Genomic DNA, 25,704 nt, shown 5'->3' on the forward strand with positions numbered 1-25,704 from the left:
GGTCTAAGGTGGCGAAACAGGTCCCGGAGCGATCCAAGTCAACCGACAGCAAGGCGTCTTCGCGCCGGGCTGCGCCAGCGCCGGCCGCGGACAATCCGCGCCGCCAGCGGCTGTGGCGTGACCTGGGGCTGATCGCCATTGCCCCGGCGCTGCTGTATCTGGTGGCCAGCCTGTTCACCTATTCGGCGACCGACCCGGGCTGGTCGCACACCGGCAGCGTGGTGGCTCCGATCCACAACATGGGCGGCCGGGTCGGTGCCTGGATCGCCGACGTGCTGCTGCAGTTGTTTGGTTACATGGCGTTCGTGCTGCCCATCGTGCTGGGCGCGGTGGCCTGGTTTGCGATGTTCGGCCTGAAGCGCGGCGAGAACGCCTCCGAGCATGACCTCGACCCGGCGCTGCGGCTGGTCGGGCTGGTGGGCTTCCTGATTGCCGGCACCGGCTTCCTGCACGTGCGTCTGTTCACCGGCGATGTGGCCCACGCGGGCGGCATTCTGGGCCGATTGGTCGGCAATTCGCTCAGCGCGGGCTTTGGCGCACTGGGCGCGAACCTGTTCGTGCTGGTGCTGCTGCTGGCGTCGATCACCCTGGCCACCGGGTTGTCCTGGTTCGCGGTGATGGAAAAGATCGGTCGCGCTATTCTGGCTATTCCGCCGCTGCTGGAACGCAAGAAAGAACAGGCCACCGACTGGCAGCAGACCCGCGCGATGCGGGTGGAGCGCCAGGAAGTCCGCAAGGTCGACGCCGAGGTTCGCGCCAAGCGCGAGCCGGTGAAGATCGAACCGCGCCCGGAACCGGTGCTGGAAAAGAGTGATCGCGCCAAGCGCGAAACCCAGATTCCGATGTTCCGTGGGGTCAATGGCGATGGCTCGGACCTGCCGCCGCTGGCGCTGCTGGATGATCCCAAGCCGCAGCCCAAGGGTTATGACGAAGAAACGCTGGAGACCTTGTCGCGGCAGATCGAGTTCAAGCTGAAGGATTTCCGCATCGAGGCACAGGTGGTGGGGGCCTATCCGGGCCCGGTGATCACCCGTTTCGAGATCGAGCCGGCCCCAGGCGTGAAGGTCAGCCAGATCAGCTCGCTGGACAAGGACATCGCGCGCGGCCTGTCGGTGAAGTCGGTGCGCGTGGTCGACGTGATTCCGGGCAAATCGGTGGTGGGTCTGGAGATTCCCAACGTCACCCGCGAGATGATCTACCTGTCCGAGCTGCTGCGCTCGAAGGAATACGACAAGTCCGCCAGTGTGCTGACCCTGGCGCTGGGCAAGGACATCGCCGGCCGGCCGACCGTGGCCGACCTTGCGCGCATGCCGCACCTGCTGGTGGCCGGTACCACCGGCTCGGGTAAGTCCGTGGCGGTGAACGCGATGGTGCTGAGCCTGCTGTACAAGGCCTCGCCGAAAGACCTGCGCATGCTGATGATCGACCCGAAGATGCTCGAACTGAGCGTCTACCAGGGCATTCCGCATCTGCTGGCCCCGGTGGTCACCGACATGAAGGAGGCCGCCAACGGCCTGCGCTGGTGCGTGGCGGAGATGGAACGCCGCTACAAGCTGATGAGCGCGGTAGGTGTGCGCAACCTGGCCGGCTTCAACAAGAAGGTGAAGGACGCCGAAGACGCTGGCCAGCCGCTGATGGACCCGCTGTTCAAGCCCAACCCGGAGCTGGGCGAAGCCCCGCGTCCGCTGGAGGCGCTGCCGTTCATCGTCATCTTCATCGACGAATTCGCCGACATGATGATGATCGTCGGCAAGAAGGTGGAAGAGCTGATTGCGCGTCTGGCGCAGAAGGCGCGTGCCGCCGGCATCCATCTCATCCTGGCCACCCAGCGCCCGTCGGTGGACGTGATCACCGGCCTGATCAAGGCCAATATTCCGACCCGCATCGGCTTCCAGGTGAGCTCGAAGATCGACTCGCGCACCATCCTCGATCAGTCCGGCGCGGAAACCCTGCTGGGCCACGGCGACATGCTGTACCTGCCGCCCGGTACCGCGCTGCCGGACCGCGTGCACGGCGCGTTCGTGTCCGACGAGGAAGTCCACCGGGTGGTGGAGCACCTCAAGGCCAGCGGTCCGGCTGATTACATCAGCGGTGTGCTCGACGAAGTGCAGGTGATGGGCGATGGCGTGGTGGTCGGCCCGGGTGGTCTGCCCGAGGCCAGCGCCGGTGCCGGCGACGAATCCGACCCGCTGTATGACGAGGCGCTGCGCATCGTCACCGAGACCCGTCGGGCCTCCATTTCCGGCGTGCAGCGCCGGCTGAAGATCGGCTACAACCGCGCCGCCCGGCTGATCGAGGCCATGGAAATGGCCGGCGTGGTCAGCCCGCCCGAGCACAACGGCGACCGCAGCGTGCTGGCCCCGCCACCGCCCAAATAAGCAGCCGGTTGCGCCCCATCGCAACCGACCTACCCGGTAGCGCCGGCCATTGGCCGGCCCTCGGCACCCAAGGAACCTCGATGACGCTGAAGCAATGGATGATGCTGGCTGCTTTCTTCCTGCCCGTGGGTGCGAATGCCCAGGTGCCAGCCCCATCCCCGGCCGCACCCACACAGCCCTCAAGTGCACCGGCCAGCGACGCCCAGGCCAGCAACAACTACAGCTTCGTCCGCTACCGTGCCGACTACGTGGTGCGTCCTGACGCCGGAAATGTGCAGACCGAGGAATACGAGATCCTGCTCAAGACCAAGGCGGCAGTGGAGCAGTTCAGCCAGGTCCGCCTGAGCTACAGCGAAAAAATGGAAACGCTGGAGGTGCTGTCGGCCTACACCATCACCGCCGACGGGCAACGCCGCGAGGTGCCGGCCGAACGCATCTACACCCAGGAGAGCTATTCCAGCGCGGCTGCGGCGATGTATGCCGACCGCAAGGTGCGGGTGGTGGTGTTTCCCAATCTGGCCCCGGGCACCCGGCTGGTGTACCAGACCCGTCGCACCCAGACCCAGCCGTACTTCCCGGGCTACTTCGGCCTGTGGGAAACCTTCAGTGTGTTCAACCAGTACGACGACGCCCGGGTGACCCTGACCGCGCCGGCCAGCCTGCCGATGCTCGTGGAGCAGCGGGGTGTGCAGGGCAGCACCCGGCCGAAGCGGCGCGGCGACCTGGCGCAATGGGAGTGGCGCTACCAGCGCAGCACGCCGATGCCGGTGCAGAACTGGACGGCGGCCGCCTGGGAATTCAGCCCCACCATCATGGCCAGCACCTATCGGGACTGGTCCGAGCTGGCGCGCGCCTACCAGGCCAAGGCCGGCGTGGCCTCGCAGGTGACCCCGGGCATCCAGGCGCTGGCCGACCAGATCACCCACGGCATCGACGACCGCCGCGCGCAGGCGGATGCGCTGTATCGCTGGGTGGCGCAGAACATCCGCTACGTGGCGGTGTACCTGGGTAATGGCGGTCTGGAGCCGAATCCGGCGCAGAGCATCCTCGATAACCACTACGGTGACTGCAAGGACCATGTGGTGATCCTGGAGGCGCTGCTGGCCGCCCGCGGCATCGACAGCACGCCGGTGCTGATCGGGGCTGGCGGTGGTCCTGCCTTGCCGGCAGTGCCGATGCTGGGGCGGTTCAACCACGCCATCACCTACGTGCCCGAGTTCGATCTGTATCTGGATTCAACCAGCACCTATGCCCGCTTCGGGCAGCTGCCCGAGGGCGATCTCGGCGTCCCGGTGCTGCACACCCGCACCGCCGCGCTGGCGCGCACGCCGGCCAATGACAGCGCGCGCAACGGGGCGGGCTTTGCGGTCAGTTTCCAGTTCGACCGCGAAGGGAATCTGCAGGGACGCACCGAACAGGACCTGCGCGAAGTCGGCGAAATCGGGCTGCGCGCCGCGTTCGCGCGCCTCAACGCACAGAACCGCAACCGGGTAGAGGAGTCGATCATGGCCTCGTCCGGATTTGACGGCAGCGGCCAGCTCACCCTGCTCGGCGACCCGCAGGACCTCGGCCAGCGCTTCAACTATCGCTACGACTTCCACGCCCGCGACTATGTCGACTTCGGTGTGGTCGGCGGCATGCCGCTGCCGGATGCGCCGGGCGGTGAGTCGTTCCGTGACATCTACAGCAACACCTCGGCCGAGCAGAACGCCACGCCCTTCTATTGCAACGACAATCTGCGTGAGGAGCGCTACCGGCTGGAATTTCCTGCCGGCGTGCCGATCGTGGCGATTCCGCGCGACCTCGACTTCCGCAATGCGGCTGGCGAGTACCAGCTGCACTGGAGCCGGGAAGGGCAGGTGATCGTGGCGCAGCATCGTCTGCATCAGCGTGCGGTGCGCGGCGCGCAGGCACTGTGCCAGCCCGCCGACTACCCTGCGTTCCGTGAGCTGTATCAGCAGGTACGCCGGGGTTTCCGCGGTCAGGTGTTGTATGGCGACCTGCGCACGGTGCAGGCCGATCTATAATGCCGGCTGTCTGGCGGCAGCCGCTGCACCGCCCATTCAGCTTTAGCCGGGCACACTTCGTCCATCCTTCAATTCCGCCTGGATACCCGCATGCAGACCTCTTTCCGCCGCCACCTTGTTGCCGCTGCCCTGGTCTGCGCCAGCGCCGTTTCGGCCAGCGCCTGGGCCGGTGGGCGCGATGAGCTCAACCGCTTCACCCAGGGCCTGAAGGGCCTGGATGGGCAGTTCAGCCAGCAGGTGTTCGACAAGAACGGCAAGGTCAAGGAAGCCACCAGCGGCCGGGTCGCACTGTCCACCCCGAGCCAGTTGCGCTGGGAGTACCAGAAGCCGCACGTGCAGGTGATCGTCGCCGATGGCAAGAAGGTCTGGGTGTATGAGCCGGACCTGGAGCAGGCGACCGTCCGCGAGCAGGGCGCAGAGGAAAAGAACAGTCCGCTGATTGCGCTGGTCACCCCGGCGCTGCTGGACAAGCAGTACGACGTCAGTGAGGAAGCCGCGCCGCGTGATGGCCTGCAGTGGCTGTCGCTGAGCCCGAAGCGTGAAACGGAGACCGCCTTCCAGTACGCCGCGCTGGGCTTCAACGCGCAGGGTCTGGCCCGGATGGAAGTGCTGGATGCGGTCGGCCAGCGCACCGTGATCAAGTTCAGCGGCTGGAAGCGCAATCCGGCCTTCAGCAAGGACACCTTCACCTTCACCCCGCCGAAGGGCACCGACGTCATCGGCAATTGATCGCGCCGTCATACAATAGGGCGTGGCCAGAAACCGAACGACATTCAATGGTCCCGATCTACTGACCGTGGATCGGGACCACCTGCACCCGCTCGCCGAGCGGATGCGCCCCCAGACCCTCGATGAAATGGTCGGGCAGAAGCGTCTGCTCGCACCGGGCAGTGCGCTGCGCCGCGCGGTGGAATCGGGGCACGTGCACTCGATGATCCTGTGGGGGCCGCCCGGCTGCGGCAAAACCACCCTGTCACTGCTGCTGGCGCATTACGCCGACGCCGAGTTCCGCGCGATTTCGGCCGTGCTGTCCGGCCTGCCGGAGGTAAGGCAGGTGCTGGCAGAGGCAGCGCAGCGCTTTGCCGAAGGCCGTCGCACGGTCCTGTTCGTTGACGAGGTGCACCGTTTCAACAAAGCCCAGCAGGATGCGTTCCTGCCGCATATTGAGCGCGGCACCATCGTGTTCGTCGGGGCCACCACTGAAAATCCCTCGTTCGAACTGAATTCGGCACTGCTGTCACGCTGCCGCGTGCACGTGCTGGAGGCGGTGTCGCCGGCCGATGTGGTCGAGGCGCTGCAGCGGGCGCTGCAGGACCCAGAGCGGGGCCTGGGTGCGGAACCGGTGCAGGTGAGTGCGGAGGCGTTGCTGGAAATCGCCACCGCCGCCGACGGCGACGTCCGCCGGGCGCTGACCCTGTTGGAAATCGCAGCGGAGCTGGCAGGCGGCGACAACGGCGTGATCACCCCGGAGATGCTGCAGCAGGTGCTGGCCGACCGCACCCGCCGCTTCGACAAGGGCGGCGAACAGTTCTACGACCAGATCTCGGCGCTGCACAAATCGGTGCGCAGCTCCAATCCCGATGCGGCGCTGTACTGGCTGACCCGGATGCTGGATGGCGGCTGTGATCCTGCCTACCTGGCGCGCCGGTTGACCCGCATGGCGATCGAGGACATCGGCCTGGCCGACCCGCGCGCGCAGAGCATGGCGCTGGAAGCGTGGGACATCTACGAACGGCTGGGCAGCCCGGAAGGTGAACTGGCGTTCGCGCAGCTCGTGCTGTATCTGGCCAGCACGGCCAAGTCCAATGCCGGCTACGCCGCCTTCAATCTGGCCAAGGCCGAGGTGCGCGAAACCGGCACCCAGGAAGTGCCGTTGCACCTGCGCAACGCGCCGACCAAGCTGATGAAAGAGCTGGGCTATGGCAAAACCTACCAGTACGACCACGATGCCGAGGGCGGCATTGCGCTGGACCAGACCGGTTTCCCGGATGCCATGGGCGAGCGCGTGTACTACGAGCCGGTCCCGCGTGGACTGGAGATCAAGCTGAAAGAGAAGCTGGACCGCCTGCGTGCAGAACGTGCGCAGGCCCGTGCCGCCAAGGGGCAGGCATGAGCCTGCTGCCGGGTGCGTGGTGGCAGCAGCTCGGGCTGGTCATGCTGGGCGGCGCGCTGGGCGCGTCGCTGCGTTTCATCATCGGCGACGCCATCCTGCGCCAGTTCGGCACCGGTTTCCCGTGGGGCACGCTTACGGTCAACCTGATCGGGGCCTTCGCGGTCGGTTACGTGATGGTCTGGCTGCAGACCAAGGGGGCCGCGGCTCCGTACTGGCGGGCCTTCATCATCGTCGGCATCATCGGCGGGCTGACCACGTTTTCGTCGATGATGCTCGAGGCGGTGTTGCTGGTGCGCAACGGGCACGGCTGGGTGATGCCGGTGTATCTGGCGGTCAGCCTGCTGGCGGGCTTCGCGCTGGTCTGGGTAGGGGCCCGGGTGGCCGAATCCAGTGCCTGACGTGGTATCTTTCGCGCCCCCGTTTTTCCTCCCGATCCGTCATGCGTGATGAAGATGACCCCGGCACCCTGGAGCTGATGCTGCCGCGCAAGCGCGGTCGGCCGCCCACGTTCGGATACGCAATGACCGATGCCCAGCGGGCAGCCCGGTACCGGGCGCGCCGGGCCGGGCAGGCCGGGCACGCTGACGTGCGCACCTGCAGCGACATGGTGCTGCTGGACAAGATCCGCGCTTCGATCACGTCCAAGGATCCGGAACTGACCGGGTTTCTGGTCCATGTGCTGTGGCAGCGCTACCCGTTGCAGCTGAAGTAGGGCAGCTGCGCGTCAACAGCGCCAGCGCCGGGCGCAGGTAGCCCAGCAGGCGCTCCACCTCCAGCCAGTCGGCGGGTTCCTCAAGGTCCAGTTCGTGCAGGTCGGAGGCGATGCCCGCCAGCGACGGCTGCCCCAGCATGCGCAGCACCCCGGCCAGGCGATGGGCGTGGTGGCGCAGAGGCTTGCCATCGTGGGCGCGCAGCGCGTCATTGATGGCCTGCTGCTCTTCCAGTACGGCCTGGAGATAGTGCAGCCACATCGGATCGTCGCTGGCGGTCGGCGACGCATCCGCAACGCCTGTGGGAGAGCTGCCCAGCCCCAGCAGTGACAGCAGCTGACGCGTATCCAGCGGTTTGTACAGCACCGCATCCATGCCGCAGTCGCGACAGCGTTGCACATGTGCCGGTGCGTCATTGGCGGACAGCGCGATCAGCATGGCGGGCAGACGTTGTTGCTCCAGTTCCTGCCGGCGCAGCAGCCGGGCCAGGTCGTAGCCGTTGATATCGCCCAGAACACAGTCCAGCAGCACCACCCCGCAGGGCTCGCTGGCCTGGACCTGCAGCGCGGCCGCAGCGTCGGCGGCGGTGCTGACGGATGCGCCGAGCGCCGCCAGCTGCCGGCTGACCACGGTGCGGTTCATCGCATGGTCTTCGACCAGCAGCAGCGAGCGCCCGGCCAGGGGCTGGCCGACCGGCCCACTGTCGGGGGCTTCAATGACCACCGGCAGCAGGACCTCGAAACTGCTGCCCTGGCCGGGCACGCTGCACAGGCTCACCTGGCCGCCGAGCGCCTTGACCAGATCGTTGCAGATTGCCAGCCCCAGGCCCGAGCCGCCGGTCGGATGGGTGTGCGCGTCGTGCACCTGGGCGAACGGCTTGAACACAGCGTGCTGCTGGTCGAGCGCGATGCCGATGCCGGTGTCGTGGACGCCCAGCAGCAAGGTGGCGCGCTCGGGTTCCAGCCTCAGTTCCAGCAGGATCTCAATGCCGCCGCGATCGGTGAACTTGAGCGCGTTGCCAAGCAGGTTGTTCAACACCTGGCGCAGCGCGTCGGCGTCCACCCACATGCGAGGCAGCGGGTCGGTCAGTTGCCGCACGGTGAGGGTCAGCCCTTTGTCCTCGGCGCCGGGGCGGTGGGTCGCCGCGCACTCCAGCGCCAGTTGCCGCATGTCCTGCCAGGCGGGGCGTGGCTGGTACTCGCCGGCGGCAAGGCGCGAGTAGTCCAGAGCATGCCCGAGCAGCTGGCGCAGCCCGCTTCCGGCGACCCGGGCGGCATCGGCCAGCTGCTGTTGGCCCTTGTCCAGGCCGGACTGCTGCAGCAGGTCCACCGAGGCCACCAATGTCTGCGCCGCGTTGCGCACCTCATGGCTCATCGTGGCGATGAACCGGGCCTGCTGGCGCTCGCTGCGCTGCGCGGCCAGCTGTGTGCGGCGCAGCCAGAAGCCGGCAGCCAGCAGCGACAGCACGGTCAGGCCCATGGTCACCAGTTCCCAGCGGAAGTGCTGCGACAGCACGGCAATCGAAGGTCCACTGAAATAGGTGGCGCGGGTCCAGCGCTGCATCAACAGCGCATGTTCCTGCGGGCTGATCGATCGCATCGCCTGGTGAATCTGGTCCAGCAGTGCGTGGTCCTGCTGCCGCACCACCCAGGTGCAGGCTGCCCGGCAGATTGCCGGGCGCGCCGTGCAGCAGCAGGCTGTCGCCGTGATCGCGGCGCACCAGCGGCCGCATGGCCACGTCCAGCTCCAGCGCCACGTCGGCAACACCGGTTTCCACCGCCGCCAACGCCTCGCGCAGCGTGGGCACGGACATCGTCTGCAGGTTCGGGTGATGGCTGGCCAGCCACTCGGCGTAGCGGCTTCCGCCGATTACCGCAATGCGGCGCAGATGCGTCAGCTCAGGTGGGTTGGGGTGGGTGTGACGGCTGGCCAGCAAGGCCTGGCCACGGTAGTACGCGGGCGAGGCGACGAGCGTGTTGCAGGGTGCGCCCTCCAGTCCACCCAGCAGCAGCATCAGGTCGGCCTGACCGTCACACAGTGCCTGCAGTGCGGCGCGCGCGGACTCCACCCGCTGCTCACGGAAGCTGAGTCCGGTTTCCTGGCTCACCAGCTGGGCATAGCTGCTGACCAGGTTGGCGTCGCGCGCCGCCCGGGTTTCCGGAGTGAGCAGACGATGCTGTGACGGGTCGGCCGCCACGCGGATCAGGCGGTTGCCGTCGGACGCATGGGCGGTGAGCGCCAGCAACCAGACCGTCAGCAGCGCTGCGCCGCAGCAACGCGCCGTGCTCACAACACCGCCAGTTGATGGCGCAGCGTGAACAGGTCGCGGTCGGTGCGCAGCCCCAGCTTGCGGAAGGCGGCGTGCTTCTGTGTGCTGATGGTCTTGATGCTGCGGTTGCGGACCGCGGCGATTTCGGTGACGGTCATGCCGCTCAGGCACAGCTGCAGCACTTCCCGTTCGCTGGGGGTCAGCCGATGTTCGGCGTGCTCATCGCGATAGCCCTCGGGCAGGTGGATGTGGCCGGCGGCCACGCGGCCGACGGCGCGCGCCAGTTCCTCCAGCGACTGGCTTTTCGACACCACGCCCGCGGCACCGGCGGCGATGGTGTTGGAGATCATCACATGGTGGACGTTGGCCGAGAACATCAGCAGACGCACCCGCGGGAATCGCCGGCGCAGCATGCGCAGCAGCTCCATGCCCTGCAGGTCGCCTTCGGCGAGCGCATAGTCGATGACCGCCACGTCGACGTGGCAGCGGGCCAGCGTGGCAATCAGCGCGCTGCTGCGTGCATGGTTGCCCACCACTTCAAGCCGGTTGTGGTTGGACAGATGGACGCAACTGCCATGACGGACCACGTCGTGGTCATCGAGCAGGGCAATCTTGAGAACGGACGGAAGGCATTTTCCGCACACGGGACCTGGATGGCGCTTGGACAAGGGAGGCACGCAATCGTGGGATTTGCGCCATTCTTACTGCTTGAACGCGTCACAAGGTTCTTCTGACGTCAGATTAGGATGATTCCTATAAGCGGGGCGGGGGCGAGCGGCGCTTCGGCGTCGTCTGCCAGAACGTCGTTTTTTCAACCAACCGCGCCGGGAGCGTGAACGCGCAACGCGCTCAGCGCTGACCGCGATCCAGCAGTCGCGCGAACTGCGTGGCGAGGTCCACGATGATCGGCTCGGCGGCTGGTCGGTGCAGCAGCGCCACCTCGAAGCCGTCCATCGGGGAGAACCCCTGGCGTGCGCCGAGCACGCGATGGTCGCGGGTGACGGCGCGGGCCGGCAGCAGACTGATGCCCATGCCATCGGCCACCGCCCCCTGGATGCCGCTGAGGCTGGAGCTGGTGAAACTGATCCGCCAGCGCTTTCCCTGGCTCTCCATTGCCGCAATCAGCTCATCACGGTACAAGCCACGCGGTGGGAAGGTGACCAGCGGCACCGGGTCCTCCTGCAGGCACGGCGTACGGGCACTGTCCACCCAGCGCATCGGCTCGGGCCAGCAGGCCATTGCGGGCCGGCTGGCGCGTCGCTGCTTGACCACGGCAAGGTCCAGCTCGCCGTGGTCGAAGGCCTGTGCCAGGTCGCGACTCAAGCCGCTGGTCACTTCCAGTTTCACGTGCGGGTGGCGGCGGTTGAAGCGGCCAAGCAGGGTGCTGGTGCGGCGACTGACGAAATCCTCCGGCACGCCCAGGCGCACGGTGACCGCCACGGTGGCACCGGCCAGTACCTCGCGCATCTGGTCGTTGAGCGCCAGCATCTGGCGGGCGATGCCGAGCAGCGCATGGCCGGCATCGGTGGGATGAACATCACGATTGGCGCGCACCAGCAACGGACGCCCGGCAATGTCTTCAAGACGCCGGATCTGCTGGCTGACCGTGCTCTGGGTGGAGTGCAGCCGCGCTGCCGCTGCGGTGAAACTGCCGCAGTCGGCGACCATGACCATGGCGCGCAACAGGTCCAGATCGAACAGCGTGCGTGGGGAATTAGCGCGGGCAGTCATGTCCGCCCAGCATACGCCACCCCGCGCAGCAGGCGCGCACTGGTGTCGCGTAGATGCTGCTGCAGCTCGGGTGGTCCCAGCACTTCGAACTCCACCTCCAGCATGATCAGCCAGATCTCCAGCAATCCTGGGGAGTATTCAGCGCAGCGCAGCAGGCAGCTGTCCGCGTCGCGCGGTTCCAGTGCGCCCAGGCTGGGCGGCACACGCTGTCGCATCGCGGCCAGCGGCGCATGCAGCACCACCTGCGCTTCTACGGCGTGGCTGGGTAGCGCGAGGATCTGCTTGACGTAGCGGCCCAGGTCGCCATCACCCGGCGACGGACGCGGCCGGAAGTGCACGCCAACCTGCGGTGCTGCGGTAATGCGGTCGATGCGGAAGGTGCGCCAGTCCTGTCGTGCGGTGTCCCAGGCGACCAGGTACCAGCGGCGTTCGGCTTGGACCACGCCTTGCGGCTCGACCTGGCGATGACTGCCGACGCCGTTGCGGTCGGCGTAGTCAAAGTGCAGTTGCAACTGATCGCGGCAGGCGGCCGCCAGGGTTCCCAGCAGACCGGCATCGACCACCGGACCGCCGGGGTGGGTCGGCACGATTGCGGTGCGCAATGCATCCAGGCGGCGGCGCAGGCGCAATGGCATCACCTGCTCCAGCTTGACCAGGGTGGTGATCGCGGTCTGTTCGATGCCGCTGATGGTCCCGGTCACAGCGGTGCGCAGGGCCAGCGCCGCAGCCAACGCCTCCTCGTCGTCCAGCAGCAACGGCGGCAGGGCCCTGCCTGCACGGAATGCGTAGCCGCCGGCAACGCCGCTGCTTGCCTGGATCGGGTAGCCGAGCTCGCGCAGGCGATCAATGTCACGGCGCAGTGTGCGCGCATGCACGCCCATCTCGGTGGCCAGTGCAGGGCCGGACCAGTGCGGCCGCGACTGCAGCAGCGACAACAGGCGAAGCAGGCGGGACGAGGTGGTCAGCATGAGCGCAGGATCGCCACAATCGAGGACAGGAACTGTCCGCAATGGTCGCTAGCCTGTGTCCATGGTGCAAGCCCCGGTGGCGGCACCGCGACGTCCCTCAACACAAAGGAATGCACATGTCTTTGGTCTTCTATTGGCACCCGATGTCCAGCGCCACGCCGATTGCCTGCGCGCTGGCAGAACTGGCGGTTCCCCACGACCGCGTCCGCATCGACATCCGCAATGGTGAGCAGCGCACGCCGGAATACCTGGCCATCAACCCGAATGGCAAAGTGCCCTGCCTGGTGGTGGATGGCACACCCATCTTCGAAGCGCTTGCCATCCACCTGTGGCTGGGCGCGCGCTTCGGTGTCGCCCAGGGCCTGTGGCCGGCGGAGGGCACGCCCGAGCGCCTGCAGGCGATGTCCTGGTGCGCCTGGTCGTACGTGACCTACGGACCGGCCATCAATCGACTGCGGCTGGCCAGCAGCGGGGGCGAGCTTGAGAACGCGGCGCATGCCGAGGCCGCGCGTGCATTGCTGCAGGAGCTGCTGGACATCCTGGAGGCACGGCTGCGTGCGCAGGACTGGATGGTGGGCCCGGCGTACTCCCTGGTCGACCTGGTCGTGGCGCAGGTGGTGGGCTATGGGATGCATGTGGGCGCGAGGGTGGACGGGCACCCCGCCGTTGCGCGCTGGCTGGGCGAGGTCATGGCGCGTCCGGCGATGCAGGCCGACGCCTGACTGGTATTTATTACATTAATGCGGGTCATGGCGAAATTTAACTGGTGAATATCGGCCCCTGCGCCGTATGGTGCAGGGGTCTTCCCATTGCGACCTGCCATGAAGCGTTCCGTAGTGCTGCTGTCCCTGTTGCTGGCGATGTCGCCGGCCGTCTCCGCCGCCGAGCGGGCCGACCTGATCATCCGCCATGCCACCGTGGTCGACGTGGAGCAGGCGACCACGCATGCTGACCAGGCGGTGGTGGTGCGCGGTGATGCCATCGTGGCGGTGGGTGCAGATGCCGCCATTGCAAAGGCATGGAAGGCCGAACGCAGGATCGACGGCAGCGGCCGCTATCTCATTCCCGGCCTGTGGGACATGCATGTGCATTTCGGCGGTGGCCCCGAGCTGGTAGAGGAGAACAAGGCGCTGCTGCCCTTGTACATCGCCCACGGCATCACCACCATCCGCGACTGCTCCGGCGACCTGCCAGGACAGGTGCTGCAATGGCGCGACGAGATCGCGCACGGCACGCTGGAAGGCCCGCGCCTGTTCACCTCCGGAGCCAAAATCGAGGGCATCAAGCCGGTCTGGAAGGGCACCATCGAGGTCGGCAGCCGCGAAGACCTGGACGCCGCCTTCAAGCGCCTGCGCGAAGACCGGGTGGACTTCGTCAAGATCACCGACAGCACACTGACCCCGGATCTGTTCCTGCAGGCGGTGAGCGGTGCGCGTGCCAACGGACTGCGTGCGTCGGGTCATATTCCGATGGCCTTGACCGTGCAGCAGGCCGTTGATGCCGGCATCAGTTCGATTGAACACCTGGATTACGCCTACAAAGCCGGGGTCAAGGATGAAGCCGCCATTGCCGCCGATTTCGCTGCCGGGCGGATCAACCGCGCTGAAGCGAACCAGCGTCTGGATGCGGGCTTCGACCGCGACACCGCACTGACGGCGTATCGCGGCTTTGCCGCCAAGGGTGTGTACGTGACGCCCACGCTCAATGGTGGGCGCATTCTGGACTTCCTTGACCAGGACGATCACGCCAACGATCCGTACCTGCAGTACATCGGGCCCAAGCTGCAGGGCACCTACGCGTGGCGTGTCGAACGTGCCGCCAAGGCTACGCTGGCACAGATTGAAGCCCGCCATCAGCAGTATCACCAGGTGGCGGCGGTGCTGCCGCTGCTGCAGCAGGCCGGTGTCACCATCATGGCCGGTACTGATGCCGGCTTCCTCAACTCGTTCAACTATCCCGGCATCGGGCTGCACGACGAACTGAGCCTGTTCGTCAAGGAAGGGTTGACCCCGGCGCAGGCGCTGTCAGCGGCCACCCGTGCCGGCCCCGCCTGGTTTGGTCAGCTCGACCGCTATGGCAGCGTGAGCCAGGGGCGTGCAGCGGACCTGGTGCTGCTGGATGCCAATCCGTTGCAGGACATCCAGGCAACTCGTCGCATCAACACCGTGGTGATGCGCGGGCAGGTGTATGACCGACAGGCACTGGATGCCTTGCTGGAACGCACGCGTGCCCAGGTGGCGGCATGGCGCACAGCCGCGACACCCTGATCCAACCATAGGTGCACCACCACAACGCCCCGTCTGACGGGGCGTTGTGCGTTTCGGATATGCATTCTGCAAGGATTCCTACGCCGCCTTGAAACAAGTTGCATGGGGTGAGGCGGGCAGGCGCGCCTACTCTGCGCGTCCTGTTTGGTGTGCGGCGACGACAGCCGTGCACAGAGCGCTTCGCCGTGGGATCTGTTGTGATGAAACGACTGCTGTGGCCGTTGCTGTTGTCTTTCGCGTTGCCTGTCATCGGCAACGCGGCTGCCCCGAGTATCCAGGTGGGGGCGATGTATGAGTACCTGGAGTCCGACCAGGCCAGCCTGCTCAAACGCGTGCACAACCGTGGAACCGCCACGGCCTTCGTCCGGGTCGTGATCAGCGAGGTGGTCTATGACGATGACCAGCGTGCACACGAGCACGCGGTGGATGCCAACGCAGCGGGTGGGGACGGGCTGATCGCCAGCCCTGCACGGCTGATCATTCCAGCGCAGGGGCAGCAGGCCGCACGTCTGGTGTTCCTGGGTGATCGCAGCCGCGAACGTTATTACCGCGTGCGGTTTGTCCCGGTGCTGCCGAAGGCGGCGGATGAGTTCGCGCTGACCACCGAGGAAGCACGGGAGTACGACGCGCAGCTGTCCGCCGGGGTCAACGTGCTGGCCGGTTACGGTGTGTTTGTGATCGTCCATCCGGACAGCGCGCACTACGAAGTCCGCACCGAGCATGGACCCGACCATGTGCTGCTGCACAACGTTGGCAACAGCACCGCCGTGCTGGATGACCTGCGTACCTGCGTTGGCAGCGGTCGTGCGGAAACCTGCAGTCCGGCCCAGCGCATCCACCTGCTGCCGCAGCGGCAACAGCGTCTCGATCATGACCAGGGCCAGCGCCATCGACTGCGGCTGGTGGAAGGCGAGCGCCGCCGACCGCTGCAGCTGCCCTGACATTTTCCGTTGTTCAAGCCCGGCCGCGCGGGTTCCGTGACGCGGCATCCGTTACAACCTTCTGTGGAGATGACGTTATGCGTTTGATGATGATCCCGCGTGCCCTGACGGGTGCATTGCTGCTGGCCCCGCTGGGTGCGATGGCGGCGGTTGAGCAGTATCCCCTGCAGGTGACCGTGGAGGCGGTGGTGCCTTCGCCCACCGGCCTGCAGATCTCGCCGGTGGGCGACTGGGCCGGCCGCGTGCAGAGCATGCGCTGGAACCTGGCCACCGAGCGGCTGGACCCGATCCGTCAGCAGCTGGACATGAAAAGCGGGCTGGGCGCGATTGTGGCCTACCTCAGCAGTGAGGCGCTGTTGACCAGTGCCGGCAACCAGATTGGCCTGACCGTCACCGTGGCAGGCCAGGAACTCGGCGTCGGCGCGGCGGCCGCCGCCGAGGTAGCCAGTGCCACGGAAGCGGCGGCCAGCAAGCGCGCGGCGGTGGAGATCCTGGCGGCGGCTCCCGCCGTGGGCGGCTATGCGCAGGGTAACTACCAGGGCAACGTTTTCATGATGTTCGAAAGCGGCACGCCCTGATTCTTACCACGCTGTGCCGGTGCCGTGCGGCACCCAGCCGGTTCCGCACGGCACCCGTCCGCGTGTGCCGCTTCTGATTCACTCCGCTGGAATTCTCATGTCGCGCCTGCTTCCGTTGTCGACGGCGATGCTGCTGTCCTGTCTGCCTGCGTCCGCCAGGGCGGCTCCCGTGGTGCTGGACAGCCTGCATCTGCTGGAGCAGGCCGGCAAGTTGCCGGATGATTTCCAGCATCACTTCTTCGACGCCCCGCTGATCCTTCGCGTTGAAATCGATGGCCGCTACCTCGGCGACGCGCGGGCCGTGCTGTCGCGCGACAACGCTGTTTCGCTGCTGGAGTTCGTGGAGCACGCAGGCAGCCGTTTACCAGAGGCGGAACGCGCACGCTGGCAGGCCGCACTGACGATGCCGCATCGACTGGGTCCGTGTACGCGTGACTGTCCCGAAGGCTTGGCCCGGCTGCACTACAGTCTGGAAAGCTCGCTGCTGTCGATTGCCAGTTCCGCCGCCGACGCGGTGGACGTCACCGCGCCCCGACATCACGCATTGCCGCAAGGGGGAAGCCGGGGGCTGATCCTGCACCACCAGCTCAATGCCTACGCCAGCGAAGGTGCGAGCCATGCGGGCCGCTATGCGTTGGACGCCCAGGCCAGCATCGGCAACTGGAGCGTGGACGGACATTACCAGGTGGATCGGGGGAGCGATGTCGGCAGTGGGCTCCGGCACGTGGTGCAGAGCCTGTACGCGCAGCGGGAATTCAACGACCACTTTCTCCTGGCAGGCTACTTCATGCCGAATTTCCAGGGCGTCACCCGACAGCCGCGCTCCGCCAGCAGCCGGGTGTTCACCACCGCCGGCCTCATGGCCGGTTCGTCCGATAGCCTGCGCGTGGACGGGCAGGCGTCGAGCCTTTACCCGGTATACGTCACCGCCAACCGCGAAGGCCGGGTGGAGGTCTACCGCGACGGCGCGCTGATCCAGAGCCAGCCGGTGCGCCCAGGACTGCAGCGACTGGACACGCAGCGTCTTCCCGGCGGCATCTACGAGGTGGAACTGCGGGTCATCGAGGATGGGCGCGAAACCAGCCGTGAAACCGCGGTGATCCACAAACCGACGCATTGGCGGGACCCCAGCCGACGCTGGCGTTACAGCGCCTTTGCCGGCGTGCAGCGCAGCCTGCTGGACAGCGTGGAGGACCCGCAGGCCGGTGAGCTGGGTGCGGGCGGGGTGATCAACTACCTGGCCCACGCCCGTGCCGTGCTGGGTGTGGCCGTGCAGCAGATCGGGAATGCGCGGGCCGCGGCCGGTTCGCTGGACTGGCAGCTCAACGACCGCGCCAGCCTGTACACCAATGCGTACACGTCCAGCGCCGATGGCCACGGTGTCGATCTGCAGGGGTTGATCCGCTATCGGACTGGCAGCGTGATGGTCTCGCACAACCGAAGCTGGCAGGAACGGCGGCCGCTGGACGCTCCCTGGTACGCAGCAGACGATGGGGTCGACCTCCGCGCAGGGTGGCTGCAGACCAGCGCGATCGGACTCAACCACCGCGTGGGCGACAGCGGTCATCTTGCCGCGCGTGTCTCGCACCAGCGCGGAGTCAGTCGTGGTGTCGGCGTGGACCTCTCTTTCAGCCGGCGGCAGCGGCTGTGGGGCAGTGATGCCAGCTGGCGCGTTTCGCTGTTCGACCGGCCGGGCAGCGCCAGCACAGACCTGCGGCGCAATCGTGGCGTCGACCTCAGCATGAACATCGCTCTCGGACGCGACCAGCGCCGCGTCAGCGGCAGCCTGGGTTCGCGCGCAGGTCGGCAGGGCGGACGTGACCTGTACGCGAGTCTGGGCGTGCAGCAGGAATTCGAACAGGGCCTGCTGCAAGGGGCAGGCGTGCAGGTGACCGCAGACCGGGACGGCGTCGGGGCCAGCGGCAACGCACAGTTCGAGCATCCGGCGCTGCGCGGTGACGCCTATCTGCAGCGGTCATCGCTGCACGGCGAGCGCAGTGGCGGCGTGAACCTGGAAAGCACGCTGGCCGTCGGCGGCGGGCGGCTGGCGATGACCGGGGCCGGTCACCTCGGCGGTACGCGTACCGGGATGATCGTGGACGTACGCTCGGATGTTCCCGGCGTCGCACTGCGTGCGCATGATCGCAACGGCGGCAGCTACGTGCTGCGCCCGGGCCGCAACCTGCTGCCGGTGCCCGCGTACCGGGCCGGCGCGCTGCAGATCGACTTCGAGGGACGCCGTGCGCCAGCCGCCAGCATCCAGCCGTCGGTGCTGCCTTATCACCTGAACCGTGGCGGCGTCCTCCATGGCGAAGTCGAGGTGCTGCAGACGGTGACCGTGCTGGGGCAGGTGCGCGATGCGCGGGGACGACCGTTGACCGGTGCCCGCGTGGTCAACCACGCCGGGCGCAGTGTCGCCGAAGCCGACGGTTTCTTCGCGCTGGAAGTGAGTCGCCGCGCGCCGACCCTTGAGGTGCAGCACCCGGAGGTGAGCCAGTGCCAGTTCGCGCTGGACGGCAAGGTCACGCGGTCGCAGGGGGATGTGTGGATGGCCGGCGTGCTGAAGTGTCCGCCGACCGGCATTGCACAGCGTCAGGCCGCGCCGGCGGGAGAAGCACCATGACGTTCAGAACGTTGAGCGTGGCGCTTCTGGGACTCGTTCTGGCAGGCACCGCTGGCGCGGCGGATGTGCACATCACGGCCGAGTTCAAGCCCGATCTGAATGACCCCAGCGTGCGCACCTTCACCAACACCACGCCGTGGACCGGCGTGTGTGCGCAGGGACACATGGAACGCTGCCGGCAGAACAACTGGTGGAGCATCGACACCACGCTTCGCGGCAGCAAGGACGCCGTGCGCGTGACCGACTGGGGGCCGGATGGGTTCTACATCCGCATGCCGCCACCGCGGACGGTGCAGGTCACCTCGGAAGACGGGGCGAGCACGTTCGACCTCGACCTGCGCATCATCGGTGCGGCGATGCGCTACACCGACGAGGAGGGCGATGGCGCGGAGAACATCGCGTCCAGCGGCGGCGCGCGCGGCTGCGACTTCGGCATCATCGGGCACGGTCCCTACACCCTGATGCGCATGCTGCTACGCCGCGATGGCGGACAGGGAACCGCAACCTGCTCGCTGCACTGGGTGAACACCAACAACTACGCCATTCCCATGCTGGATTTCGTGTATGCACTGCACACGCCGGCACCGCTGGACATGCGCAGTGGCATTTACACCGGCTCCACCGTTTACAGCTTCGGGGGTACGGGGGAGGGCACCGACTTTGATCTTGGTAACGGGATAGCCCTGACAGATCGCCTGGTGCATGTGCATTTCCGGCTGGATGTGCAGCATGCGTTCCGGCTGGACATTCCGCCCGGAAGCGAGCGGGCGCTGCTGGTGCCGAAAGGCGGCTGGCGAGGATGGACCGAGCAGGGCATCGTGCCGGCGGCGCTGGAGCGGGAGCTTGCCTTCGGCGTCAGCAGCAGTGGCCGCTTCAGCGTCTCGCTGCAGTGCCAGTATCCGCAGCCGGATGGGCGCTGTGGTATCCGCAATACCACGGTCGATGCCGAAGATGCACCTTTGGATGTCACTGTGACCCTGCCGGGTTTCCGCGATGTTGCCAGTGGTGCGGCTGCGGTGGCGGTGGGGCTGAACAGCCTCGGCGCGCCTCCGGTGTTCGGGGCGGACACCGTGGTGATCGGGCGACCGGCACGCCTGCATCTGGCGGTGCAGGGGGCACCCGTGCAGGCGATGCTGGCGAACCCGGGCACGCGCTATCGGGGCGATGTGACCGTGGTGTTTGACGCCGATCCGTGAACTGCAGCCGGGCAAGCCCGGCTCTACAAGTGATACCCATTCGCATTTGAGATACACTGGGTCGATTGTGATCCCCGGTCTTGCATTTGTGTCCAGCCGCTTACCTTCCCCCTTCGCCGTCTTGGCCATGCTGTGCATGCTTGCCATGAGCAGTGTCCACGCCCAGCAGCGCAATCCGCTGCAGAAGATCGGCCAGACGGTGCTGGATGAGCCGGCGCAGTCCTACCGGTTCGAACGTTTCGTGATCGACAGCGCCGACCATTCGCGCCGCTGGCGGGTGAATGTGGGCGTTCCGGTGGCACCGGGCAAGGTGCCGGCCCCGGCGCTGTACATGCTGGACGGCAATGCCGCCGCGATGGTCCTGGACCAGGCGATGCTCGGCGAGCTGGCGGCCAAAGCGGCCCCGGTGCTGGTGTTCATCGGCTACGACAACGACCTGCGGGTGGACTCCGCGGCCCGCACCCAGGACTACACCGCGTGGATCGACGTCGCCGACGATGAAAGCGGCAAGACCGTGTCCAGCGGCGGCGGTGCGTTCCAGTTCCTGGACATGATCGAGCGTCAGATCAAGCCCGAGGTGGAAAAACGCGCCCGTATCGACCCGCAGCAGCAGTCTTTATGGGGGCATTCGCTGGGCGGCCTGTTCGTGCTCAGCACCCTGTACACCCGCCCGGCGGCGTTCCAGCACTACATCGCAGCCAGTCCGTCGCTGTGGTGGAGCCAGGGCGCACCGCAAAGGGACATGGAAAAGCAGTTCATCGACAACCGTCGCGGCCAGCCGGCACAGCTGACGGTGATGCTGGGTGGCGACGAACGCAGTGGCAACCGCGGCGTGCGCGACATGACCAACCCCCGCGTGGTGGCACACCTGCGCCGCATCGGCGGCGCCACCCCGGATGCCGCCTGGCAGCTGAGCCAGCGCCTGGGTGAACTTCCCGGCCTGCAGGTTGGCTACCGTGAGTTTCCCGGCCTGGGCCACGGACCGATGCTGCCGGCCTCGCTGAAGGCCACCCTGAGCCAGCTGTATGGCATTGCCGACCGCAGTGCCTCACCGACGGCTGCCGACCGCGCCGCAGATTGATCCCTTTCCCTTACCCAGGTAGTGCGTGGCACCGAGCCACCGCCGCGCGACAGCGGCCATGCCGAGGCAACCCATGTGACACCGCGCGGCAACGCGCGTCCCCAACAGAAGGAGTCTGACATGTCCCGTTTCACCGCACTGACCCGTACCGCGCTTGCGGTTGCCCTTGCCGTCGCCAGCAGCAGCGCGCTTGCCGAACCGGTGTTCGATACCCCGGCCAACGGCTTCCGCGGCCAGGTGAGCGCCCGCAATGAAAACGTGGTGCCGGGCAGCGACGCCCAGGTCACCGGCCGCCAGTTCGTGCCCGGCCAGCAGATCACCCTGCTGCGTGGTGACACCGTGCTCAACGCCACCCCGGTGGTGGTCGACGCGCAGGGCAACTTCAAGGCCACGGTGACCGTACCGGCCGATGCCGTGCCGGGCCAGCATCCGGTGGTGGTGCGCGCCAGCCAGCCGGCCGCCGCTGCGGTGGCGACCCTGCGGGTGTCGCCGAACCTGCCGCTGAGCGGCGAGAAGGCGTTCAACCTCGCCTCCGGCAAGCTGGTGCAGGGTCTGTACCAGAGCGCCTACAGCCCGGCCGCCAATGCGCTGTACGTCACCTCGGCGGTGGGCCGCCCCCCGGTCACCCAGTCGCAGCTGCTGAAGGTGGACCCGAAGTCGTTGAAGGTGGTCAAGGCGATCACCCCGGCGCAGGTGCCGGATGCCAAGGGCGGCAGTGTCTACGCGGTGTACGGCGTGGGCGTGGATGATGCCAATGGCAACGTGTGGGTCAGCAACACCCGCCAGGACACGGTGGCGGTGTACCGCCAGTCCGATCTGGGCCTGGTGCATCAGTTCCCGGTCGGCACCGTGCCGCATGCCCGCGACGTGGTGATCGACAGCCAGCGCGGCAAGGTGTTCGCTTCTGCCACCGGTGAAGACCACCTGTCGGTGTTCGATGCAAAGACGCTGAAGGCCCTGGAGCCGATCACCGTGGAATCGGGCGTGGACGACGGCAAGTTCGTGCCGATGAGCCTGACCCTGGATGCGGCTGGCGGCAAGCTTTACACCGTCAGCATGGGTACCCCGGAAGCGGCGGTGATCGACGTGGCCAGCGGCAAGGTCGACAAGGTGATCGACCTCGGCAACGCGGTCAGCGCCTCGGGCGTGGCCGTGGATGCGAAGAACAACCGCCTGTTCGTCGCCTCGCAGGGCAGTGACAACCTGCTCATCGTGGATATCGCCAGCGGCAAGGTGCTGCACGATGTGGCGGTGGGTGCCGGTGCGCTGAACGTGGCGTTCGAACCGGTGTCCGGCTTGGCCTACGTGACCAACCGCGGTGCGGGCACCGTCACCGTAGTGGATGGCAATGGCCAGGTGGTCGGCAACCTGGACGGTGGCACCTTCCCCAACCACGTCACTGAGGACGGCAAGGGCAACGTGTTCGCGGTCAACAAGTCGCGCGGGGCCGAAGACCCCAAGGGCGACCGCGTGACCCGTATCGCCAAGCGCCGTTGAGTGAAACCCGCGCACGGGGCGCTTGCCTCGTGCGCTTATCTGGAGAACCGTGATGCGTCTTTCGATCAACCTGCCTCACTCGCTGCTGGCGCTGGCCCTGATGGGCGCGTTGAGCGCCTGCGGCGACAAGCCGGCCGCACCAGAAAGCGCGTCGTCCGCGCCGGCAACGGTCGCGGCACCGGGGGAGGCGAAGGCCGATGCGCTGCCGGCAGGCTGGCAGCGTGTGGCAGGGACCGATGTGCCGAGCGTCGAGGGAATCACGCCGGTGCTGCCGGTGACCCTCACCTCCGACGACGGTGCCTCGGTCACAGTTTCCGATACCTCGAAGATCGTCGCCGGTGGCGACGACGTCATTGCGGTGATTGAAGCGCTGGGCATGGGCGCGCAGGTGTACGCCGCGCCGCTGCGCTCGGCCACCGAGTCAGGGCGCAATGCACCGAAGCAGTTCCTGTTCAACCGCACCACCGGCGTCGAGGGCGTGCTGAGCCTGGAAGGCTCGCTGTTCCTGGGCAACAGCCTGCGCCGGCATACCGAGCTGGCGAAGAAGCTGCGTGGCGCAGGCGAGGCGGCCGTGGTCGTGGACGACCTGCAGCCGGCCCCGGACAAGGTCCGCAAGGTTGCCGCCGCGCTGGGCGCTGGGGAGGCCGGCGAGACGCTGGCAACGCAGGTGCAGGCGCAGCTGGATGAAGCGGCCGCAGTGGCAAAGGCCAGTGCGCAACATCCGCGGGTGATCCACCTGTCGGCCACCGGGGCCGGCGGCGCGCCGACGGTAGCGGGGGCGGACAGCGCGTCGGGCAAGCTGATCGCGTTGGCCGGCGGCGTGAACATCGGTACCGAAGCCGGCGTGCAGAACTATTCGGCGCTCAGCAATGAAGGCGTGGTCGCGGCGGCACCGGATGTGATCCTGGTGACCGAGAACGATCTGCAGCTGTTCGGCGGCGAAGCGGGGCTGTGGAAGGCCTATCCGACCCTGAAGCAGACGCCGGCGGGTGCCGCCAATCGCGTATGGGTGATGCCCGACGTGCAGCTGAAATCCACCAGTGTGGGCTCGGGCAGTGGCGCGCTGGCGCTGGCCAAGGCGTTGGCGGCGTTGCCGGCACCGTGATGACCGGTCGTACCCGTCGCACGGCCGGGGGCTGGGTGCTGCTGGTCATGGCGCTGGCACTGCTCGGCGCGATTCTGGCGTCGTTTGCGGTCGGCCCGTTGCGTCTGCCGCCGCTCGAAGTGGTGCAGGCAATCGGGGTCAAGCTGGGCTGGGTGGACCCGTCGCAGGTGAGCACGCGCGATCTGGCGGTGGTGTGGAACCTGCGCATTCCGCGTGCCCTGCTGGGCGCGCTGGTGGGGGCATCACTGGCAATGGCCGGTGCCAGTCTGCAGGGCCTGTTCGGCAATCCGCTGGCCGACCCGGGCATCGTGGGGGTGACCCAGGGTGCCGCGTTGGGCGCGGTGGCGGCGATCGTGCTGGGGGCGGGCAGTGTCGGCGGTTGGACCTTGCCGCTGGCGGCGTTTGCCGGCGGTGCCGCGGCGATCAGCCTGACCTACGCGCTGGCGCGGCCGGGCCGCAACAGTGGTACGGCCACGCTGTTGCTGGTGGGCATTGCCATGGCAGCGTTCTGTTCGGCGGCGATTGGTTTCCTGACCTACATCGCCAGCGAAAGCGAACTGCAGTCGCTGGTGTTCTGGCAGATGGGCTCGCTGGCGCAGGCGGATTGGGCGGACGTGGCAGCGGCAACACCGGTGTTCGTGCTGGGGACGCTGGCGCTGCTGCGCCTGGCCACACCGCTGGACATGCTGGCGCTGGGGGAGCGTCAGGCGCAGCACCTGGGGCTGGATGTGCAGCGCACGCGCTTGAAGCTGATTGCGTTCAGCGCACTGCTGGTGGGGGGGGCGGTGGCGTTTGCGGGGTCGATTGGCTTCGTGGGTCTGGTGGTGCCGCACGTGGTGAGAATGCTGGTGGGTCCGGGGCATCGCTGGCTGCTGCCGGTGTCGGCAGTGACGGGCGCACTGCTGATTGTGGTGGCCGACACCGCGGCGCGGACGCTGGATCCGCCGGCGGAAATTCCGCTGGGCCTGTTCTCGGCAGCGCTGGGGGCGCCGTTCTTCCTGTGGCTGGTGTTGCATCAGCGGCGGAGCGGGGCGGTATGAGCGCGCCCTTCCTGCACTTGAAGGGGGTGGGCCTGCGCTATGGGGAGCGCGCGATCCTGGATGACATCACGCTGGGCTTTGCGCCGGGGACGCTGACCGCGCTGGTGGGGCCGAACGGCGCGGGGAAGTCGACGCTGCTGGCGGTGGCGGCGGGGGACGTGGCCGCGGATGCAGGGCAGGTGATCCTGCACGACCAGCCGATCGCGCACTGGAAGGCAAAGGCGCTGGCACGCGAGCGGGCGGTGATGCCACAGGACCATGCGGTGCGTTTTGCGTTCACGGTTGACGAAGTGGTGGCAATGGGACGGCTGCCGCATCCAGCGGACCCGGCGCGCGATGCAGCGCTGATCGAGTCCGCGCTGGACAAGGCGGAAATGCAGGGATTGCGCGCGCGCGAAGTGCGCACGTTGTCCGGTGGCGAGGCCGCGCGTGCGACCTTCGCCCGTGTGCTCACCCAGGACACGCCGCTGCTGCTGCTGGACGAGCCAACTGCGGCACTGGACCTGCGCCACCAGGAACGCACGCTGCGCGCGGTGCGCGAACTGGCGAACAACGGTGCCTGCGTGATCGTGGTGGTGCACGACCTCAATCTGGCGGCTGGCTACGCAGACCGCATCGTGCTGCTGGAGCAGGGCCGGGTCGCGGCGGACGGCACGCCCGACGAAGTACTCACCCGCGAGCACATCGAGCGCGTGTATCACCAGGCTGTATTGGTCCTGCGCCATCCGCAGCGCGACGTGCCGCTGGTGGTGGTGGCGGATTCCTGAAAGTTGGGGGTGCGCCGACAGCTCAGATTGCATGGTGCACGTAGAGCCGGGCTTGCCCGGCTGCTGTTGGCTCTTGGCGAACAACCCTCGGCTGCGGGTCTACGTGCCTGGGGCCATCGGATGGGGGGTACGGGACACGCCGTTAACCCATCCATGGGGGCTCGTCGAAAACATCCATGTTTTCAACGGTCCCGTACCCCCCATCCGATGGCCCCTCGATACATGGTCGGCGGCCATGGGAAATGCCACGGCCAAATCAAAGGCGATGTCGATAAGGGATCATGCGTTACCGGATGTTGGGGATTTCACGGTCGTCGTCTGTCGACCGACGCTACCGGAACTACGTGTTTTTGATTTTCCTTGGCCACCGGCCAACTGTCTGGGGCGTGCCGGGGTGGGTTTGCGGGACCGTC

Annotated in this window: 22 protein-coding genes; 17 read left to right on the forward strand and 5 right to left on the reverse strand. The window is 67.2% G+C overall.

Annotation, left to right across the window (positions count from 1 at the left end; all coding sequences use genetic code 11):
• Positions 1 to 8 precede the first annotated feature (8 nt).
• The 6 genes from PDM29_RS16765 (at position 9) to PDM29_RS16790 (ending at position 7,230) form a co-directional block, all read left to right on the forward strand.
• Positions 9 to 2,378: a DNA translocase FtsK gene (locus tag PDM29_RS16765; protein WP_311191191.1), complete on the forward strand. Its 2,370-nt coding sequence runs from the start codon at positions 9 to 11 to the stop codon at positions 2,376 to 2,378.
• 80 nt (positions 2,379 to 2,458) lie between these two features.
• Entirely contained in the window at positions 2,459 to 4,405 is a 1,947-nt protein-coding gene (locus tag PDM29_RS16770) for a DUF3857 domain-containing protein (protein WP_425508683.1), read from the forward strand.
• 90 nt (positions 4,406 to 4,495) lie between these two features.
• A complete protein-coding gene (gene lolA / locus PDM29_RS16775) occupies positions 4,496 to 5,134 on the forward strand; it encodes an outer membrane lipoprotein periplasmic chaperone LolA (protein ID WP_311191192.1) in 639 nt (212 codons plus the stop codon).
• Positions 5,135 to 5,237: 103 nt separating this feature from the next.
• Entirely contained in the window at positions 5,238 to 6,518 is a 1,281-nt protein-coding gene (locus tag PDM29_RS16780; protein WP_311193815.1) for a replication-associated recombination protein A, read from the forward strand.
• Complete coding sequence (gene crcB / locus PDM29_RS16785; RefSeq protein WP_311191193.1) at positions 6,515 to 6,916, forward strand: fluoride efflux transporter CrcB; 402 nt, start codon at positions 6,515 to 6,517, stop codon at positions 6,914 to 6,916. The genes PDM29_RS16780 and crcB overlap by 4 nt, the downstream gene beginning before the upstream one ends.
• A gap of 41 nt (positions 6,917 to 6,957) precedes the next feature.
• Positions 6,958 to 7,230, forward strand: a complete 273-nt coding sequence (locus tag PDM29_RS16790) for a hypothetical protein (protein ID WP_311191194.1) — start codon at positions 6,958 to 6,960, stop codon at positions 7,228 to 7,230.
• Here PDM29_RS16790 and PDM29_RS16795 read toward each other — a convergent pair.
• From PDM29_RS16795 to PDM29_RS16815, 5 genes are all read right to left on the reverse strand, one after another.
• Complete coding sequence (locus tag PDM29_RS16795; RefSeq protein ID WP_311193816.1) at positions 7,154 to 8,707, reverse strand: hybrid sensor histidine kinase/response regulator; 1,554 nt, start codon at positions 8,705 to 8,707, stop codon at positions 7,154 to 7,156. The two genes, PDM29_RS16790 and PDM29_RS16795, sit on opposite strands and share 77 nt — an antisense overlap.
• Positions 8,592 to 9,518 (reverse strand): type 2 periplasmic-binding domain-containing protein, encoded by a 927-nt coding sequence (locus PDM29_RS16800; protein WP_311191195.1) that lies wholly within the window; start codon positions 9,516 to 9,518, stop codon positions 8,592 to 8,594. Before PDM29_RS16800 ends, PDM29_RS16795 begins: the two co-directional genes overlap by 116 nt.
• Complete coding sequence (locus PDM29_RS16805) at positions 9,515 to 10,141, reverse strand: response regulator (protein ID WP_311191196.1); 627 nt, start codon at positions 10,139 to 10,141, stop codon at positions 9,515 to 9,517. Before PDM29_RS16805 ends, PDM29_RS16800 begins: the two co-directional genes overlap by 4 nt.
• A gap of 205 nt (positions 10,142 to 10,346) precedes the next feature.
• Positions 10,347 to 11,228: a LysR substrate-binding domain-containing protein gene (locus tag PDM29_RS16810; protein WP_311191197.1), complete on the reverse strand. Its 882-nt coding sequence runs from the start codon at positions 11,226 to 11,228 to the stop codon at positions 10,347 to 10,349.
• The gene (locus tag PDM29_RS16815) at positions 11,225 to 12,196 is read right to left on the reverse strand and encodes a helix-turn-helix transcriptional regulator (RefSeq protein ID WP_311191198.1); all 972 of its coding nucleotides are present in this window, start codon (positions 12,194 to 12,196) and stop codon (positions 11,225 to 11,227) included. Before PDM29_RS16815 ends, PDM29_RS16810 begins: the two co-directional genes overlap by 4 nt.
• A 116-nt stretch (positions 12,197 to 12,312) precedes the next feature.
• Here PDM29_RS16815 and PDM29_RS16820 point away from each other — a divergent pair, with 116 nt between their 5' ends.
• The 11 genes from PDM29_RS16820 (at position 12,313) to PDM29_RS16870 (ending at position 25,291) form a co-directional block, all read left to right on the forward strand.
• The gene (locus PDM29_RS16820) at positions 12,313 to 12,918 is read left to right on the forward strand and encodes a glutathione S-transferase family protein (RefSeq protein WP_311191199.1); all 606 of its coding nucleotides are present in this window, start codon (positions 12,313 to 12,315) and stop codon (positions 12,916 to 12,918) included.
• Positions 12,919 to 13,017: 99 nt separating this feature from the next.
• Complete coding sequence (locus PDM29_RS16825) at positions 13,018 to 14,463, forward strand: amidohydrolase family protein (protein ID WP_311191200.1); 1,446 nt, start codon at positions 13,018 to 13,020, stop codon at positions 14,461 to 14,463.
• Between the two features lie 200 nt (positions 14,464 to 14,663).
• The gene (locus PDM29_RS16830) at positions 14,664 to 15,404 is read left to right on the forward strand and encodes a CS1 fimbrial subunit B flags: Precursor (RefSeq protein ID WP_311191201.1); all 741 of its coding nucleotides are present in this window, start codon (positions 14,664 to 14,666) and stop codon (positions 15,402 to 15,404) included.
• 77 nt (positions 15,405 to 15,481) lie between these two features.
• Positions 15,482 to 15,982 (forward strand): CS1 type fimbrial major subunit, encoded by a 501-nt coding sequence (locus PDM29_RS16835; RefSeq protein ID WP_311191202.1) that lies wholly within the window; start codon positions 15,482 to 15,484, stop codon positions 15,980 to 15,982.
• A gap of 97 nt (positions 15,983 to 16,079) precedes the next feature.
• The gene (locus tag PDM29_RS16840) at positions 16,080 to 18,605 is read left to right on the forward strand and encodes a TcfC E-set like domain-containing protein (protein ID WP_311191203.1); all 2,526 of its coding nucleotides are present in this window, start codon (positions 16,080 to 16,082) and stop codon (positions 18,603 to 18,605) included.
• The gene (locus tag PDM29_RS16845; RefSeq protein WP_311191204.1) at positions 18,602 to 19,801 is read left to right on the forward strand and encodes a hypothetical protein; all 1,200 of its coding nucleotides are present in this window, start codon (positions 18,602 to 18,604) and stop codon (positions 19,799 to 19,801) included. Before PDM29_RS16840 ends, PDM29_RS16845 begins: the two co-directional genes overlap by 4 nt.
• Positions 19,802 to 19,946: 145 nt before the next feature.
• Positions 19,947 to 20,882 (forward strand): alpha/beta hydrolase, encoded by a 936-nt coding sequence (locus tag PDM29_RS16850; RefSeq protein ID WP_311191205.1) that lies wholly within the window; start codon positions 19,947 to 19,949, stop codon positions 20,880 to 20,882.
• Between the two features lie 120 nt (positions 20,883 to 21,002).
• Complete coding sequence (locus PDM29_RS16855) at positions 21,003 to 22,379, forward strand: YncE family protein (RefSeq protein ID WP_311191206.1); 1,377 nt, start codon at positions 21,003 to 21,005, stop codon at positions 22,377 to 22,379.
• Between the two features lie 52 nt (positions 22,380 to 22,431).
• The gene (locus tag PDM29_RS16860; protein WP_311191207.1) at positions 22,432 to 23,484 is read left to right on the forward strand and encodes a heme/hemin ABC transporter substrate-binding protein; all 1,053 of its coding nucleotides are present in this window, start codon (positions 22,432 to 22,434) and stop codon (positions 23,482 to 23,484) included.
• Positions 23,484 to 24,524, forward strand: a complete 1,041-nt coding sequence (locus PDM29_RS16865) for a FecCD family ABC transporter permease (RefSeq protein WP_311191208.1) — start codon at positions 23,484 to 23,486, stop codon at positions 24,522 to 24,524. The genes PDM29_RS16860 and PDM29_RS16865 overlap by 1 nt, the downstream gene beginning before the upstream one ends.
• On the forward strand, positions 24,521 to 25,291 hold the full coding sequence (locus tag PDM29_RS16870; RefSeq protein ID WP_311191209.1) for a heme ABC transporter ATP-binding protein: 771 nt from the start codon (positions 24,521 to 24,523) through the stop codon (positions 25,289 to 25,291). The genes PDM29_RS16865 and PDM29_RS16870 overlap by 4 nt, the downstream gene beginning before the upstream one ends.
• The last annotated feature ends 413 nt before the right edge of the window (positions 25,292 to 25,704 follow it).

The sequence above is a fragment of the Stenotrophomonas oahuensis genome (assembly GCF_031834595.1).
Lineage (GTDB): Bacteria > Pseudomonadota > Gammaproteobacteria > Xanthomonadales > Xanthomonadaceae > Stenotrophomonas > Stenotrophomonas oahuensis.